This is a genomic window from Planomicrobium stackebrandtii (genome assembly GCF_030814955.1).
GTDB lineage: Bacteria > Bacillota > Bacilli > Bacillales_A > Planococcaceae > Planococcus > Planococcus stackebrandtii.
Window position 1 is genome coordinate 152,187 of record NZ_JAUSWB010000005.1, and the last position, 15,004, is coordinate 167,190.

Annotated in this window: 19 protein-coding genes; 17 read left to right on the forward strand and 2 right to left on the reverse strand. The window is 46.6% G+C overall.

Features of this window, described 5'->3' with window-relative positions:
- Positions 1–3 precede the first annotated feature (3 nt).
- Complete coding sequence (locus tag QOZ98_RS10435) at positions 4–855, reverse strand: MurR/RpiR family transcriptional regulator (RefSeq protein ID WP_308787392.1); 852 nt, start codon at positions 853–855, stop codon at positions 4–6.
- A 128-nt stretch (positions 856–983) separates the two neighbouring features.
- Between QOZ98_RS10435 and gnd the strand changes: the two genes are divergently transcribed.
- The 12 genes from gnd (at position 984) to QOZ98_RS10495 (ending at position 11,006) form a co-directional block, all read left to right on the forward strand.
- Positions 984–1,868 (forward strand): phosphogluconate dehydrogenase (NAD(+)-dependent, decarboxylating), encoded by an 885-nt coding sequence (gnd, locus tag QOZ98_RS10440; protein ID WP_308787393.1) that lies wholly within the window; start codon positions 984–986, stop codon positions 1,866–1,868.
- A 150-nt stretch (positions 1,869–2,018) separates the two neighbouring features.
- Positions 2,019–3,359 (forward strand): GntT/GntP/DsdX family permease, encoded by a 1,341-nt coding sequence (locus tag QOZ98_RS10445; protein ID WP_308787394.1) that lies wholly within the window; start codon positions 2,019–2,021, stop codon positions 3,357–3,359.
- A gap of 66 nt (positions 3,360–3,425) precedes the next feature.
- Positions 3,426–4,970, forward strand: a complete 1,545-nt coding sequence (gene gntK / locus QOZ98_RS10450) for a gluconokinase (RefSeq protein WP_308787395.1) — start codon at positions 3,426–3,428, stop codon at positions 4,968–4,970.
- 449 nt (positions 4,971–5,419) lie between these two features.
- Positions 5,420–7,090, forward strand: coding sequence for an FAD-binding dehydrogenase (locus tag QOZ98_RS10455; RefSeq protein ID WP_308787396.1), 1,671 nt, complete (start codon positions 5,420–5,422; stop codon positions 7,088–7,090).
- Positions 7,080–7,508 (forward strand): DUF4181 domain-containing protein, encoded by a 429-nt coding sequence (locus tag QOZ98_RS10460; RefSeq protein ID WP_308787397.1) that lies wholly within the window; start codon positions 7,080–7,082, stop codon positions 7,506–7,508. The genes QOZ98_RS10455 and QOZ98_RS10460 overlap by 11 nt, the downstream gene beginning before the upstream one ends.
- A 20-nt stretch (positions 7,509–7,528) precedes the next feature.
- Positions 7,529–7,693 (forward strand): hypothetical protein, encoded by a 165-nt coding sequence (locus tag QOZ98_RS10465; protein WP_308787398.1) that lies wholly within the window; start codon positions 7,529–7,531, stop codon positions 7,691–7,693.
- The gene (locus QOZ98_RS10470) at positions 7,690–8,094 is read left to right on the forward strand and encodes a GNAT family N-acetyltransferase (RefSeq protein ID WP_308787399.1); all 405 of its coding nucleotides are present in this window, start codon (positions 7,690–7,692) and stop codon (positions 8,092–8,094) included. The genes QOZ98_RS10465 and QOZ98_RS10470 overlap by 4 nt, the downstream gene beginning before the upstream one ends.
- A gap of 47 nt (positions 8,095–8,141) precedes the next feature.
- Positions 8,142–8,681, forward strand: coding sequence for a GNAT family N-acetyltransferase (locus QOZ98_RS10475; protein ID WP_308787400.1), 540 nt, complete (start codon positions 8,142–8,144; stop codon positions 8,679–8,681).
- A gap of 15 nt (positions 8,682–8,696) precedes the next feature.
- Positions 8,697–9,260 (forward strand): GNAT family N-acetyltransferase, encoded by a 564-nt coding sequence (locus tag QOZ98_RS10480; RefSeq protein WP_308787401.1) that lies wholly within the window; start codon positions 8,697–8,699, stop codon positions 9,258–9,260.
- Complete coding sequence (locus QOZ98_RS10485; RefSeq protein ID WP_308787402.1) at positions 9,211–9,759, forward strand: GNAT family N-acetyltransferase; 549 nt, start codon at positions 9,211–9,213, stop codon at positions 9,757–9,759. The genes QOZ98_RS10480 and QOZ98_RS10485 overlap by 50 nt, the downstream gene beginning before the upstream one ends.
- Positions 9,760–9,777: 18 nt before the next feature.
- Complete coding sequence (locus tag QOZ98_RS10490) at positions 9,778–10,146, forward strand: DUF4181 domain-containing protein (protein WP_308787403.1); 369 nt, start codon at positions 9,778–9,780, stop codon at positions 10,144–10,146.
- Between the two features lie 164 nt (positions 10,147–10,310).
- Positions 10,311–11,006, forward strand: coding sequence for a Na-translocating system protein MpsC family protein (locus tag QOZ98_RS10495; RefSeq protein WP_308787404.1), 696 nt, complete (start codon positions 10,311–10,313; stop codon positions 11,004–11,006).
- A gap of 42 nt (positions 11,007–11,048) precedes the next feature.
- Here the strand turns inward: QOZ98_RS10495 and QOZ98_RS10500 are convergent, their stop codons facing one another.
- On the reverse strand, positions 11,049–11,819 hold the full coding sequence (locus QOZ98_RS10500) for a nucleotidyltransferase domain-containing protein (RefSeq protein ID WP_308787405.1): 771 nt from the start codon (positions 11,817–11,819) through the stop codon (positions 11,049–11,051).
- 106 nt (positions 11,820–11,925) lie between these two features.
- Here QOZ98_RS10500 and QOZ98_RS10505 point away from each other — a divergent pair, with 106 nt between their 5' ends.
- Genes QOZ98_RS10505 through QOZ98_RS10525 form a run of 5 tightly spaced genes read left to right on the forward strand, consistent with a single transcriptional unit; the run spans position 11,926 to position 14,802 of the window.
- Positions 11,926–12,621, forward strand: a complete 696-nt coding sequence (locus QOZ98_RS10505) for a Type 1 glutamine amidotransferase-like domain-containing protein (protein WP_308787406.1) — start codon at positions 11,926–11,928, stop codon at positions 12,619–12,621.
- Positions 12,622–12,651: 30 nt separating this feature from the next.
- Positions 12,652–13,410 (forward strand): alpha/beta hydrolase, encoded by a 759-nt coding sequence (locus QOZ98_RS10510; RefSeq protein WP_308787617.1) that lies wholly within the window; start codon positions 12,652–12,654, stop codon positions 13,408–13,410.
- Entirely contained in the window at positions 13,410–13,892 is a 483-nt protein-coding gene (locus QOZ98_RS10515; RefSeq protein WP_308787407.1) for a GNAT family N-acetyltransferase, read from the forward strand. Before QOZ98_RS10510 ends, QOZ98_RS10515 begins: the two co-directional genes overlap by 1 nt.
- A 6-nt stretch (positions 13,893–13,898) precedes the next feature.
- On the forward strand, positions 13,899–14,243 hold the full coding sequence (locus QOZ98_RS10520; protein WP_308787618.1) for a DUF6176 family protein: 345 nt from the start codon (positions 13,899–13,901) through the stop codon (positions 14,241–14,243).
- Positions 14,244–14,268: 25 nt separating this feature from the next.
- Positions 14,269–14,802, forward strand: coding sequence for a GNAT family N-acetyltransferase (locus QOZ98_RS10525; RefSeq protein ID WP_308787408.1), 534 nt, complete (start codon positions 14,269–14,271; stop codon positions 14,800–14,802).
- The last annotated feature ends 202 nt before the right edge of the window (positions 14,803–15,004 follow it).

Here is a 15,004-nt window from a genome sequence, read left to right on the forward strand (position 1 = left end):
ATGCTATAAACGTTTATGCGACATCGCTTCGCGCATATCCTGAAGGGCTTTTTTGCCTTCATTGCCGCGGGCAATCATCAAATTGGTGTAAAGCGCATCGATCAAACTCAATTGGCCGATGCGGGAGGACAAGGCTTCGGAACGGAAATCGGTTTCTTCTGAAACTGTGTACAGTGCAATGTCCGCACCTTTTGATAAAGGGGACTTGGCAAAGTTGGTAACAGAGATGATAGTGACACCTTTTTCCTTCAAAACCCGCAGGACATCAAGAACGTCAGTGGTCGTACCAGAATGGGAAATGACGATCGCCACATCGTCCGATTGAAGTTGAGAAGCGGCCATCAGCTGCATATGGGAGTCGAGGTTCATGGAAACTTGCAGTCCGAGACGGACAAACTTGTGGTAACCGTCCATGGCCACCATAGCGGAACCGCCATTGCCATAAAAGTCGATCTTTCGGGCAGCCATCAGTTTTTCAGTTGCCTGCGCCATCGCTTCGGCATCCACAATCTGAAGAGTGTCTTCCAACGTCTTAATATTGGACCTGAATACTTTTTCGGTGACGGTACTGATGCTGTCTCCTTCTTCAATTTTTTCGTGAATGTCTTTTAACGGTGCCACTACTTCTGCGGCAAGCGAAATCTTAAAGGCTTGAAATCCCTTAAAGCCGATTCGCTGGCAGAAACGGAAAACCGTCGATTCAGCCAACCCCAGTTCATCCGCGATCTGGTTGATGGTCAAATGAATAATATTCTTTGGGTCGTTTAATACATAATCGGCAATCTTTTTTTCTTTTTCACTGAAATGGCGGTAACTACCGCGTATGGCAGCCAGCGCAAATTGCTGTTCTTTCATGAATCGCGCCTCGTTTCTGTAAAAGTATTTTCGTCTATTATAGAATAACATGTTGCGTGCGGAAAAATATTTGATACAATGAGTTCATTAAGGAAAAATATTCTTTTATTTTAAAGGAGGATTCCACAATGGAAATTGGAATTATTGGTTTAGGAAAAATGGGATTGAATTTGGCGCTTAACTTGGTGGACCATAACCATAAAGTTGTCGGGTATGACAGCCACGCGACAATCGAAGAAAGCGATTTCAGCCAAGTATCTTCTATTGAAGAAATGGTGAAAGAGCTGACAGCACCTCGTACGTTTTGGCTAATGGTGCCAGCAGGTGAAATTACTGAATCGGTCATTGCGCATTTGACGCCTTTACTTGAAGAGGGAGATTCCATTATTGATGGCGGAAATTCGAACTACAAGGATACGGTACGCCGTGCAGCAACTTTAAAGGAGCAGGGCATTTACTTTTTTGATTGCGGGACAAGTGGTGGAACAGCAGGGGCACGCCACGGAATTTGTTCGATGATCGGCGGCGATGCAGAGAAGTTCAAAACCATTGAACCTCTATTAAAAGACATCTCTGTAGAAGATGGCTATTTGTATACGGGAGAAGCGGGAAGCGGACATTTCCTGAAAATGATCCATAACGGAATTGAATACGGCATGATGCAGTCAATTGCAGAAGGCTTCGACATCCTAAACAAAAGCCAATTTGATTTTGATTACGAAAAAGTGGCTGGAGTTTGGAACAATGGATCGATTATCAGCTCATATTTGATGGAAATGACGAAAAATGCATTTTCTAAAGATGCTAAACTCGACAGCATCAAAGGCGTCATGAATTCTTCAGGCGAAGGCAAATGGACCGTGGAAACTGCACTTGATTTGAATGTGCCGGCACCAGTCATTACGTTGTCACTGATGATGCGCTACCGCTCATTGGAAGACGATACTTTTGCAGGGAAAGTTGTGGCAGCACAGCGCAATGAATTCGGCGGGCATGCCGTAGAGAAGAAATAAGAAGGATTGTTATAGGGTTACTTCTATAGAAAGTGTAGAAATTCGCTGGCGCACCCAGGGATGGGCGCCAGCTAAGCTCAAAGCAGAGCTCAAGGGCTAATTTAAACTTCAGCATAATGAGCTGAAGTTGCACATTGAGGGGGAAAAAAATTGTCAGGTTCAACGTTAATTATGGTCGCGCTTGCAGGCATATTCTTATTATTATTCTTAGTTATTCGCACTAAATTACACGCATTTGTGGCATTATTGCTTGTCAGTTTGCTGGTTGGTATCGCCGCGGGCATGCCGCTTAACGAAGTTATTACATCCATTCAAAATGGTATGGGGGGCACACTCGGCTTTGTCGCTGTAGTTGTCGGCCTTGGTGCCATGTTCGGTAAAATGCTTGAGGTATCGGGTGGTGCAGAACGTTTAGCCGCTACGATGATCAGCAAATTTGGTGAAGACAAAGCACAATGGGCATTGGGCGTTACCGGGTTTATTGTCGCAATTCCCGTATTCTTTGATGTTGGTTTCATTATTTTGGTGCCAATTGTGTACGGCTTGGCGAGAAAAACAGGCAAGTCGCTTCTCCATTACGGGATTCCGCTATTAGCCGGACTAGCCGTTACGCATAGTTTCATCCCGCCGACTCCAGGACCGATCGCAGTTGCTGAATTGGTCGGTGCAGAGCTTGGATGGGTTATCCTATTCGGGGTAATCGCAGGGGTTCCAGCGATGATTCTAGCAGGACCAGTGTTCGGTCGTTTCATCGGTAAGCGGATTCATATTGAAATTCCGGATTACATGGAGATTGAACAAAAGGAATACGACAAGGATCTGCCGAGCTTCGGTATGATTACTTCGTTGATCTTGATTCCACTTGTTTTGATCCTATTGAACACTTTATCAGGCGTATTGCTTGAAGAAGGCAATATGCTGCGTGAAATTTTAACGTTCCTTGGGCATCCATTTGTGGCATTGACCATTGCAACATTGCTGACCTTCTACTTGCTGGGCACAAAGCGCGGCTATTCGCGCCAGGAAGTACAGGATATTGCGACCAAAGCGCTTGAACCTGCCGGAATCATCATCTTGGTAACAGGAGCAGGCGGCGTTTTCAAACAAGTACTGATCGACTCTGGTGTCGGCGATGTGCTTGGCGATATGATGGGCGATTCGGCTTTGCCGCCAATCGTTCTGGCGTTCTTGATTGCCACGGCAGTACGTGTTGCGCAAGGTTCTGCGACCGTTGCCATGGTAACTGCAGCAGGCCTAATCACTCCGCTTCTTGAAATGATCGGCATGACTGGACCGGCTTTAGGCTTGATCGTTATCTCCATTGCATCAGGTGCAACTGTTCTTTCTCACGTCAACGACTCAGGCTTCTGGCTTGTAAACCGTTATTTTGGAATGGACGTCAAAGATACATTGAAATCCTGGACGGTCATGGAAACCATTATCGGCCTCACCGGTTTCGTGGTAGTCTTGATCATAAGCTTTTTTATCTAAATTAAACTTGAAGAGAAAAAGGGAATTTTTCCTTTTTCTTTTTCTTGTATATAGAGGAGGGCTCCTATGCCTGAGCAGTCATATTATTTGGGAGTGGATATCGGTACCACTTCGACCAAAGCAGTTTTGTTCAATAAGTCCGGAAAAGTAATAGAAGCCGATACCGTTTTTTATGCACTGGAGACGCCGAGCCCGCTCATAGCGGAACAGGATCCAGAGGAAATTTTCCGCGCCGTATTGACCTCTGTCCGAAAAACCATCCGCAAAAGTGAAATTGATCCGCAGCAGCTGAAACTGGTATCATTCAGTTCGGCGATGCACAGCCTCATTGCAGTGGACGCTTCAGGAAGCCTGCTGACGCAAAGCATCACCTGGGCTGATACGAGAAGCTCGAAACACGCCAAGCACATAAAAGAACAGCTAAATGGTCATGAAATCTACTTGCGTACCGGTACGCCGATCCATGCGATGTCGCCACTGGCAAAATTGGTCTGGCTGAAAGATGAAAAACCGGAAGTCTGTAAGCAGGCTGCGAAGTTTATCGGCATCAAGGAATACGTTTTCCATGAATTGTTTGGAGAATATGTAGTCGACCATTCAATTGCTTCTGCGACAGGTCTTTTCAACCTGCAGGAGCTGGATTGGGACAAAGAAGCTTTGGCTGTGGCAGGCATCACACCTGAACAGTTGTCGCGGCCGGTTCCGACTACACATGGATTGACAGGAATCGTTCCGGAACATGCCTTGTTCATGGGCATTCCTGAAGACGTTCCGTTTATTATCGGTGCAAGCGACGGCGTATTGGCAAATCTGGGCGTTGACGCTATTGAACCTGGCGTTCTGGCAGTTACAATCGGCACAAGCGGGGCTATACGCACCGTCACCGCTGAACCGAAAACAGATCCAAAAGGCCGGACGTTTTGCTACGCATTGACTGAAAATCATTGGGTGGTCGGCGGACCGGTTAACAATGGCGGCATTGTCCTGCGCTGGCTGCGGGATGAGTTTGCTTCCTCAGAAGTCGAAACAGCGAAACGCCTCGGCATTGATTCTTACGATGTGTTGACGAAAATCGCTGAGACGGTCAACCCCGGCGCAGATGGCTTGCTGTTTCATCCCTATTTGACAGGGGAACGGGCGCCGCTTTGGGATGCCAATGCCCGTGGCTCGTTTTTCGGACTCAGCATCCATCATAAAAAGCAGCACATGATCCGTTCCGTGCTGGAAGGCATCGTCTATAATTTGTATACCGTCCTGCTGGCAGTCGAGGAACTGGCCGGTGAACCGGTGCGCATCCAGGCATCAGGCGGCTTTGCCCGTTCGGAAATGTGGCGCCAGCTATTGGCTGATGTTTTCGGCAAACCAGTGATCGTTCCAGAGAGCTTTGAAAGTTCCTGCCTTGGCGCTGTCGTTCTTGGCATGTACGCCACGGGGGAGATCGAGGATTTCAGCATCGTCTCCGAAATGATCGGCCAGACGCATACGCATGAACCCGACGAAGCAGCAGCCAGCGTCTATCGCGAATTGTTGCCGATTTATATCCGTTTATCACGCCTGCTGACTGAAGAATACGAAAGCATTTCAGACTTCCAACGGAAGCATTTGGAGTGAGATGCGACACCCTGGACCAGAAAGCTGGTCCAGGGTGTTTTTTATGGTTGATTTTTTGGGAATACTTTCTTTATTTGTTCGAATAAAATCTGATAGTTGCTTCTGGCTGGTTTATGGTCGCTCAGAAAAATTTATAGGCGTTCAGGAAAAAATGTGGTCGCTCAATAGAATTTATGGTCGCTTAGAAAAAAATATGGTCGTTCAGCAGAATCGATAGCGAAATAAAGCAAACAATCAGAAAACGGATGAAAATTATCTATAATTTCCCAATCGCTCATGATACGATAAAGAGAAACTTCAATCAGTGGGGCATCCCCACTGATTGTTAGTAGATCCAATCGGACTTTTATGGTCAGTGGATCTCCCGTTTGCAGAGCGGGAGTAATACTGACCGTTAAAGCGGAATAAAAGCAGTAAATGAATCATTCAACATCAAGGGGGATGTAAGGATGGAATTCGATGCAATTGTAGTAGGGGCTGGCCTTGCGGGGCTGGTGGCGGCAGCGGAAATTGCTGACGCGGGCAAAAAAGTGTTGCTGTTGGACCAGGAGCCGGAAGCGTCTTTTGGCGGTCAGGCGTGGTGGTCGTTCGGAGGGCTGTTTTTGATCGATTCGCCTGAACAGCGGCGTATGGGCATTAACGACTCGAAAGAATTAGCGTGGCAGGACTGGCTTGGGGCAGCCGGTTTTGACAAGGAGCAGGATGAAGATTATTGGGGGAAGAAATGGGCAGAGGCGTATGTGGATTTCGCAGCGAATGAAAAACGGACCTGGCTGGCCGGCATGGGCGTCAGATTCTTTCCTGTCGTAGGTTGGGCAGAACGCGGCGGCTATTTGGCGGAAGGGCATGGCAATTCGGTGCCGCGTTTTCATATCGTCTGGGGAACGGGACCGGGCATCGTTGCGCCTTTCGAGCGGCGGGTGCGTGAGCATATGAAGAATGGCCTTGTTGATTATCGGCCAAGGCATCAAGTAGATGAGCTGCTCACTGAAAATGGAGTGGTGACAGGTGTTTCAGGTTCACTGCTGGAGCCGAGCAACGCCGAGCGGGGAGAAGCGAGTTCCCGGCAGGTAGTCGCCAATTTCCGTTGCGAAGCACGGGCTGTAGTCGTGACGAGCGGCGGCATCGGCGGCAACCATGAACTGATCAAACAGAATTGGCCGAGCCGGTTGGGCAAAGCACCCGAGACGATGCTGTCCGGCGTGCCGGCGCATGTTGATGGCAGAATGCTTGCCATCACGGAAAAAGCTGGAGGGCGCATCGTCAACCGTGACCGGATGTGGCATTATACCGAAGGCATCAAAAATTGGAGCCCGGTCTGGAGCAAACACGGCATTCGTATTTTGCCGGGGCCATCTTCCATGTGGTTCGATGCAACTGGGCAGCGTTTTCCAGCACCAAATTTTCCGGGATTCGATACACTTGGAACGCTTGAAACCATTCAAAAGACCGGCTACAGCTATTCCTGGTTCATCCTGACACAGAAAATCATCGAAAAGGAATTTGCGCTGTCAGGTTCCGAACAAAACCCGGATTTGACCGGCAAAAGCATTCCGCAAGTGTTATCCCGTATCCGCCCCGGAGCTACAGCGCCGGTGCAGGCGTTTATGGATAAGGGAGAAGACTTTATCGTAGCCGATACGCTGGAGGAACTGGTAACAGGAATGAACAAACTGACCGGTGAGAATCTGGTGGATTTTTTAAAGATCAAGCAGCAGATAGAAGCGCGTGACCGGCAACTCGATAATCCTTTCTCAAAAGATTTGCAGATTACAGCGATGCGCGGCGCGCGGAATTACCGGGGCGATCGGCTGATCCGAGTAGCGGTTCCGCATAAATTGCTGGACCAGAAAAAAGGGCCGCTCATTGCGGTTCGCCTGAATATTGTCAGCCGCAAAACCTTGGGCGGCTTGCAGACAGATTTGTCTGCCAGAGTACTGGATAATAATGGGCAACCGGTACCTGGCCTGTATGCTGCAGGAGAAGCAGCGGGATTCGGAGGCGGAGGCGTCCACGGCTATCGGTCGCTTGAAGGCACTTTTCTTGGCGGCTGCTTGTTTTCGGGAAGGACGGCGGGCAGAGCAGTGGTGAACGAAGGGGGTTCTGTGAGTGTTATTTGAAGGGATAGGATGGCGGGTAATCCTTTTTATAATGGGGGTGGCCGCCAGCACTTTTTTAACAAATACCGTTTTGCGGAAAATCTTCGGAGTAGAAAGAAAACCGTTCTTTTCAAAGAATGAAGTGTATGAAGACCAGAAGAAATGGGACAGGATATTAAAAGGGATATCCGTGGTTGCGGCGATTTCAGTGCCAATGCTACTTTTTGAATATGGTGCCGCCAGTCTTTATGTGCTGCTGATTTCAGTTGTCATCGGAGCTGTCCAGCTTGTGGTCCAAGCGGCATTTCAGAAAAAACATGCGGAAAATCCTTACGAGTATATGTACACGCTGCTGGAGTCGCTGACGACCACTGTCATCCTCATTGCTTTTGGAATAAGTTTATTTCCGGAATTTCTTGAGTATGTCTATAATCTCTGAAATGAAAGGAGGAAAAAAAGATGGGCGATGCCATTGCAGTCCTTGCTATATTAGTTCCCGTTTTTATTGCAGCCTTTGCATTGAGATGGGTTAGAATGATCCGTCTTAATTCAGAAAAACAGATCGAACAAAATCAAGAAATTATTGCATTGCTAAAAGAAAGCGCAAAGGAGAGCGGCAGATGAAAATACAAGAAGCTTTAGTTATCCGCCCATACCGGGAAGCGGATTTTCCAGCAGTCCATGATTTAAACAAACAAGAACAATGGAGCAATTTGGTGACGAAAGAACAAGATACAAAACAGGCATGGGCAAATTCTTCTGTGGCAGTTGTTGCTGAAGTTGATGGACAGGTAGTGGGGTGTTTGCGGGGACTGACAGACGGATTCGTTTCTCTCTATATTTGCGAATTGCTGGTAAGCCTCCATTACCGAAAGTCAGGAATCGGGAAAAAGCTGATGCAGGCTGTTCACAGCATGTACCCGAAAGCCCGGTTGGAACTGCTGGCCAGCAGCACCTCCCGCAGTTTCTATGAGGCACAGGGCTACCGGCCGTTTTATGGCTTCCGTAAAACAATGGGTAAATGAACAGCTGTTTCACGTGGAACGTTTTAAACCAAAGGAGCGACGTTTAAATGAAAAGCGAGCGGATACATATCAGGTTTTTTCTTCCGGAAGATGCGACAGAAAAGCTGAAGCTGGAAATGGAGAATCGGACCCTGTTTGAAGCGTATTCAATGACCCGCTATCCGGATTTCTATACATTGGCGATTCAAAAGGAACTGATTGAGATTTATGCGGAACAAAAAGAAAGTGATCAGGCCTACAGCTTCGGAATTTTTGAGAATGAGACAGGTATACTAGTCGGGACAATCAGTCTCGTTCAAGTAATGAGAGGCCCGCTGCAAAGTGCGGTTGTCGGGTATGCCTTGGATAAGAAATATAATAATAAAGGCTATACGACAGAAGCGTTAAAGTTGGTCGTGGCGTATGCTTTTCAAAAGCTGGCACTGCACCGCATCGAAGCTGGTGTCATGCCGGGAAATGATGCTTCCATCCGGGTCCTGGAAAAGGCAGGGTTCCATAAAGAAGGAATCGCCATCAAGAATGTTCAAATCAACGGCGAATGGCAGGACCATCAAATGCTGGCCATCATCAATCCGCGCGATCTTTAGAGAGGGGCTGTTACGATGTATCCTCAGTCTGACAGGCTCGAGTTCCGGCCTTATAAAGATGAAGATTTTCATTTTTTGTGGTCATTGCTGTCCGATCCTGAAATGATCCGCTATATCGGCAAGGGTCAGACCAGAGATCGAAGTGAAGCACTTAAATTTCTTTACTGGATCTATCGCTCTTATCAAGAAAATTTCCAAAGCGGCCTTTTGCTGCTTGTGCGGAAGTCAGATGGCAGGCGGATCGGCCATGCCGGCCTTGTAACGCAAACGGTTGAAAAAGTTGATGAATTGGAAGTCGGCTATTGGATAGCCAAAGAATTTTGGGGTCAAGGGTATGCCAAAGAAGCGGCAAGAGCTTTGCGTGACTATGGCTTGCAACAATTGGGAAGAAGCCGCCTCATTTCGCTGATTCAGCGGGATAACAGAGCTTCGCAAAAAGTGGCACAGCATATTGGAATGGCGATGGAAAAGGAAATTCACCTGTCTGGAAGAAAAGTTTGGGTGTTTGCTATTGAAAAGGAGGAAAACGATGGAATTTCCACTACTGGAAACCGCAAGGCTGCGCTTGGAGAAAGTTGAAGAAAAGGATGCAGCAGCATTTTTTGACATTATGTCACGTGTTGAAGTGATTGCCTATTACGGAATGGATCCTTTAGTACACGAGGAAGAGGCAGTCGAAATCATCCGGTCGTTTCATGCCAGCTTTCATGCGGAACGCGGGGTGCGTTGGGCAATTCGCCTCAAAGAGACGGACCGTTTTATCGGCACAATCGGACTGAACAACCTGAATCTGAAAGCGCAAAAAGCGGAAATCGGCTATGAACTGCATCCGGATTATTGGCGCCGGCAATTGATGCAGGAAGCGATACACGGTGTTTTAAAGCATGCTTTTGCAGAACTCGGTCTGTATCGGATCGGAGCTGTGACTTTTCCGGAAAACACTTCGTCAAACCGGCTTTTGGAAAAGCTTGGCTTTACACTAGAAGGGCGGTTGCGCGGCTACTTGCACCAACAGAACCAATCCCATGATGCCTTTGTTTTTTCCTTGCTCACAACAGAATGGGTAAATGATTGCTAAAAAGGAGGCGGAAAAAGTTTGATAGCCAAGGCGCTTATGCTTTGTTTGTTTTATATTGTTGCAAACTTTTTTGCAGGGCAATACGTAAGAAAACGCTGGGAAATTTCCAAGCGCAAAGAATTGCTGTATTGGCCATTGAACCGGACTCACGCGTTAATGGAAGCACTACTGATGATCGGTTTTCTTTTCGGGGCAATAAGCTTGGGCAATCAATTGATGGGAAGCATCAATTGGGTGTATTATCTTTTTCTATATTTCCTTATCAGCTCAGTCAGCCGTGCTTTCATGGAGTGGAAATATGCTAAAAATGAACATATCTGGATCAGCCAATTAACAGAAGCGGCCATTGCTGCAGTCTTGCTGTTGAGTTTTTTTATCTTGGCATAATGGACTAATTCCTTCTATCGGCTGAAAGTGTATGGGTGTTTAGTCTGCAGATCTATTTTTCTCCTGGTGATATTAGCCTGACCGAACCATTGAAGGGTTAAGTGATCCGCTTTAGGGGAATAGCATCAGCAACAAACTTTGCAGCAGTTAAAGGAGAAGCAGCCATGACCATGGAAAAAAATATCGAGGCCGAAGCAGGAGGATATATTTCCGGCCTATTGCGCACTCATTTTGGAAAAGGGCCGGCTTCTGTAATTGTCGACGTCCACAAACCGTTTGTCCTCATTCATCTGCGCGAATTTCTCGCACCTACTGAAAAAGTGCTAATGGCCCAAAATGAAGCAATACAGGTGCAGAAAATAAGGGACTTGCTGATGGCTGAGCTGAATGATGAAATAAAGCTGGGTTTGCTAAAGTCAGCTGAACTGGATATTAAAGAAGTCTATGCAGATTGGAATCTGAAAAATAAGACCGGCTTGCTGATTCTGGCCCTCAATGAAGAAGGTGATGAACAGATCAGCGAATGGCCAGTAGGCATAAACAAAAGCGCATTTTGCCAGGAAGTGGCTGATGTCAGTAAAAAAGCTCAAAAAGAACCGGAGAAAACGGAAGTTTTTTGGTTGAATGCAGAGACTGTCCTGATTCGAAGAACCGGAATTTTTGTGGAAATTGAAAAGGAATTGATCAAAAACAACTTTACGGAAGTACTCAAACTCGCAAAGCGGCCATTGGAATCAAAACTCATTAATAGTTCTTCTTTCGAGCGAATTTTAAAGAGGGACATCATTGAGGCCTTCACTGATTGGGACTTTAAAGAAGATATCGGGTATACGGTGTTAATGATCGAACCGGAAATGTGAAGAACAAGCGAAAAGCGCCATCATATGGCGCTTTTCGCTTGTTTAATTTTTCTGAATTTCGATCATCTTTTGCATCAATGGCATAATTTTATCGCGATCGGCTACACGCTCATCAATCCAGGCTGCTTCTTTCGCCAGCAGCTGTCGGATTTGTGAAGCGGCCTGCGGGTGATCCAGTGGAGTCATGAGACTGGAGATGCTCTCAATTTCCGCAAATACAAACTCCGGAAGGGAATGGCTGATGGCTTTCAAGCCCAATTGCGCCCGGTCCGGAGCATACCGGTACAATAAAACACGTGCCAAGTGCTCTTGGACATGCGACAGCATCTTCACTGCCCAAACACCATTTCCTCTGGCACTTGCTTTGCGGTATTGAAATAAAAACCAGGCAACATCAATGACATGGTCTTTATACTCTTCTTTGCTGAGCGTCAGACTCTGCGATTCTTCAAATTGCTCAAGCAGGTTGTCCGGATCATAGACGACTTTGAAGAAATCCTTTGGCGTGAATGATTCCACTGTTACTGTAAAAAGGTCGATATGAAGCAAATCATCAAAGACTGCTATGAGCTGCGGGGCGATGATGAAGACGTCGTCCTGAAACAGCACTGGCCGATAAGCTTGAATGTGCATGATGCGCTCCGCCAGGAAAAAGTCTTCCTGCTCTTTGTCGACCAGGCAATACATGTCGATATCCGAATGTTCATCGTGTTCATTTCTGCCCATGGAACCTTTCAAGAAAACGGCTCGGACATAGGGACTTTGCATTAAACTGGCTGAAATTTTTTCGACCGCGACTTCTTGTACAAGCATGACAATCCCCCATGGCTGAATTTGTTTTTATTACTATAGCATAGAAGGATAAACCTTCCAATTTGAAGAATAAATAGAAATAAGAAATTATGAAAGGGTGAAAAATATGCGCCAGATCATTGCAATGGGCGGTGGCGGATTTTCGATGGAATCTGAAAATCCGTTGTTGGACCAATACATACTCGACCAGGCCAACAAATCCTACCCGAAAATCTGTTTTATTCCGACAGCAAGCGGGGATGCCGATAGCTATATTGAAAGGTTCTATGATTTTTTTAACCAACAGGAATGTGTACCTAGCCACTTGTCTCTATTCAAACCGCCGACACGAGATCTGGAACGGTTCATTCTGGAGCAGGACATCGTCTATGTAGGCGGCGGCAATACCAAAAACCTGTTGGTGCTGTGGAAAGAATGGGGATTGGACAAAATTCTGAGAAAGGCTTGGGAGCAAGGCATTGTACTGGCAGGGCTCAGTGCAGGCTCTATCTGCTGGTACGAGGAAGGCGTTACGGATTCATACGGCGATAAACTTGAGCCGCTCCAGGCGCTTGGATTTCTAAAGGGCAGCCATTGCCCGCATTACGACGGGGAAGCCGAAAGAAGGCCGACGTACCGGCAGTTTGTGGATCAAGGAACTTTGCAGTCAGGTATTGCAGCAGACGACGGTGCTGCTGTTCATTATGTAGAAGAGGATATCAAACGCATTGTCAGTTCAAGGCAGGCGGCTAAAGCTTACTGGGTTACTAGTGGTGGAGAAGAAGAGTTGGCGGTTGAGTTTTTAGGGCAGCTGGAGACATAAAGGAGAATAGCGATGCTGGATATTTTTTCGATGACGATAAAAGCTTTTCAACAGGAGCGAAGGATTCAGGTCTATTTGCCTTCAGGCTACCAGCTTGGCCAAAAACACTATCCAGTGCTGTATATGCACGACGGACAGAACGTTTTTCGAAATGACGAGGCAATCGGGGGGACATCGTTGGAGCTTGAGAAATATTTAGATGAAACCCGGCTGGACGTTATTGTTGTGGCAATTGATCAAAATAGCCAAAAGCGAAAAAATGAGTATTGTCCATGGGAGAATGGGGCATACAGCAAGCAGTTTTTAGAAACGGATTTCCCTTCTTTTGGGGGAAAGGGAGCAAAGTACATCGAATTTATCGTTGATGAACTCAAGCCCTGTATAGATGCAAAGTACAGGACGTTAGAAAACCGGACGGCAATGGCTGGAATATCGATGGGCAGCTTGATTACGGTGTACGCGGCCTGCCGTTACCCTAAGACTTTTAACTACCTGATCCTTTTCTCAGGAGCATTTTATGCAAATCAAGAAAAGATAGAAGAATTAGTGGCAGGCACAAACCTTTCAGAAATCCGCAGTTTATATATGGATTGCGGGTCAAGTGAAGCAGGAAGAGGGACCTTCATAAGCAAAGAGTTCCTGGCTTCCAATCGTGCAGTTTATAAGGCCGTGAAAAAGAAGGTGCCGATCGCAGATTTTAAAGTGCAAGAAGGCGAAGAGCACCATTACCGGTCTTTCAAAAAAAGGGTTCCGAAGCTTTTTACTTTTTTAAACAATGAGGTGCTCTGATGAAAATAAGACTGGAGAAAGCAACGGCCTCGGACGCATCCGCGATTCTCGCTATGCAAAAATCCGCATTTTTGCCGCTATTGGAGAGATACCAGGACTACGACACCAACCCGGCAAACGAAAAATTGGAACGGGTGCTTGGCAGAATAGAAAGCCAAGGTTCCTTCTATTATAAAATTATGGCACAAGAAAAAATGGCGGGGGCAATCCGCATTAAACGGGATGCAGGCAACCGGTTTTGGGTCAGCCCTTTATTTGTCGATCCGCGTTTTCAAGGGCTCGGCATAGCCGGTGAAGCGATGAAACAGGCAGAACTGCTCCATGCAGAAGCCGGCATATGGGAGCTCGCGACCATTCTGGAGGAAGAAGGGAATTGCCGTTTCTACATAAACTTGGGCTACCGGGCAACAGGTGTCATTGAAGAATTGAACAACAGAGCCACTTTGGGATATTTCAAAAAAACAGCAAAGGACGTAGATTGAATGAAGCTGACTGCGGAACTTTCAAGGTTTAAAGTTAAGGAAGGAAAAAACGAAACAGTTGACCATTGGATGGGATTTTTGAATGAGCATATGGAGAAAGTTTTACTGACGCTCAACGATGAAAAAATGTTTGTCGAAACAATTTTTAAAGAAGAGATTGGTGGCACAACGTATTTATACTGGCATTCGGTACAAGGACAAGGCGGAGCTGAACTGGAAAGCTCCAGCCACGAAGTGGACAAAAAGCATATGGCATACTGGAACGACTGCATCGATTCAAGCTATGAGTCAGTGGACATGGATGCGCAAGTGGTCATGATCCAGGAGAAAGTAAGAGGCGCCATGGATTGAACTAATTAGAGCGGGAGGCGATAAAATGCTTGAAACAATCCGGTTCTATTTACGGGAATTCGTTCAGGAGGATTGGAAAGCAGTCCATACCTATGCCTCTCAGGAAATTGTTTCCCAGTACCAGCCATGGGGACCCAATTCACCGCAAGAAACCAAGCGATACATAACGGATGTGCTCCAGCAACAGCTTGAACAGCCACGCACTGGCTTCACTTTTGCGATTGTTTGGAAAGGAACGGATAGAGTTATTGGAGCAGGAGAACTATCGGCTATAGATAGCACCAACCGATCGGGTGAAATCGGTTATATTCTTCATCCGGATTATTGGGGACAAGGAATTGCTTCAGATCTAGCTTTAGTGCTTTTAAAGTTCGGGTTTGAAGAGCGCAGGCTTCACCGAATAGAGGCTCGTTGCGACCCTCAAAATATGGGATCGCAACGAGTGCTTGAAAAGGCAGGAATGGTCAAGGAAGGGCGACTCCGGCAAAATTTGCGCATGAACAATGGGTGGCGTGATTCTTTACTTTACGGAATTCTTGAAGATGAATGGAAATGGTAAAGGTCAACTGAATTGAAACTGTCGCTACCCTTCGCATTTGATTAAAATACAGATGGTGTTTTTTATGAAAGCGAAAGTTGAACAGAATTTTCCGGAAGAGATAATATGTTCCAACATGCGAGCTTCTGCTATAGTGGCAATAAGGGCGGTATCATTGTTGAACTGCACCCATACAAAACACTCAACAATCGAATAGTTCTGC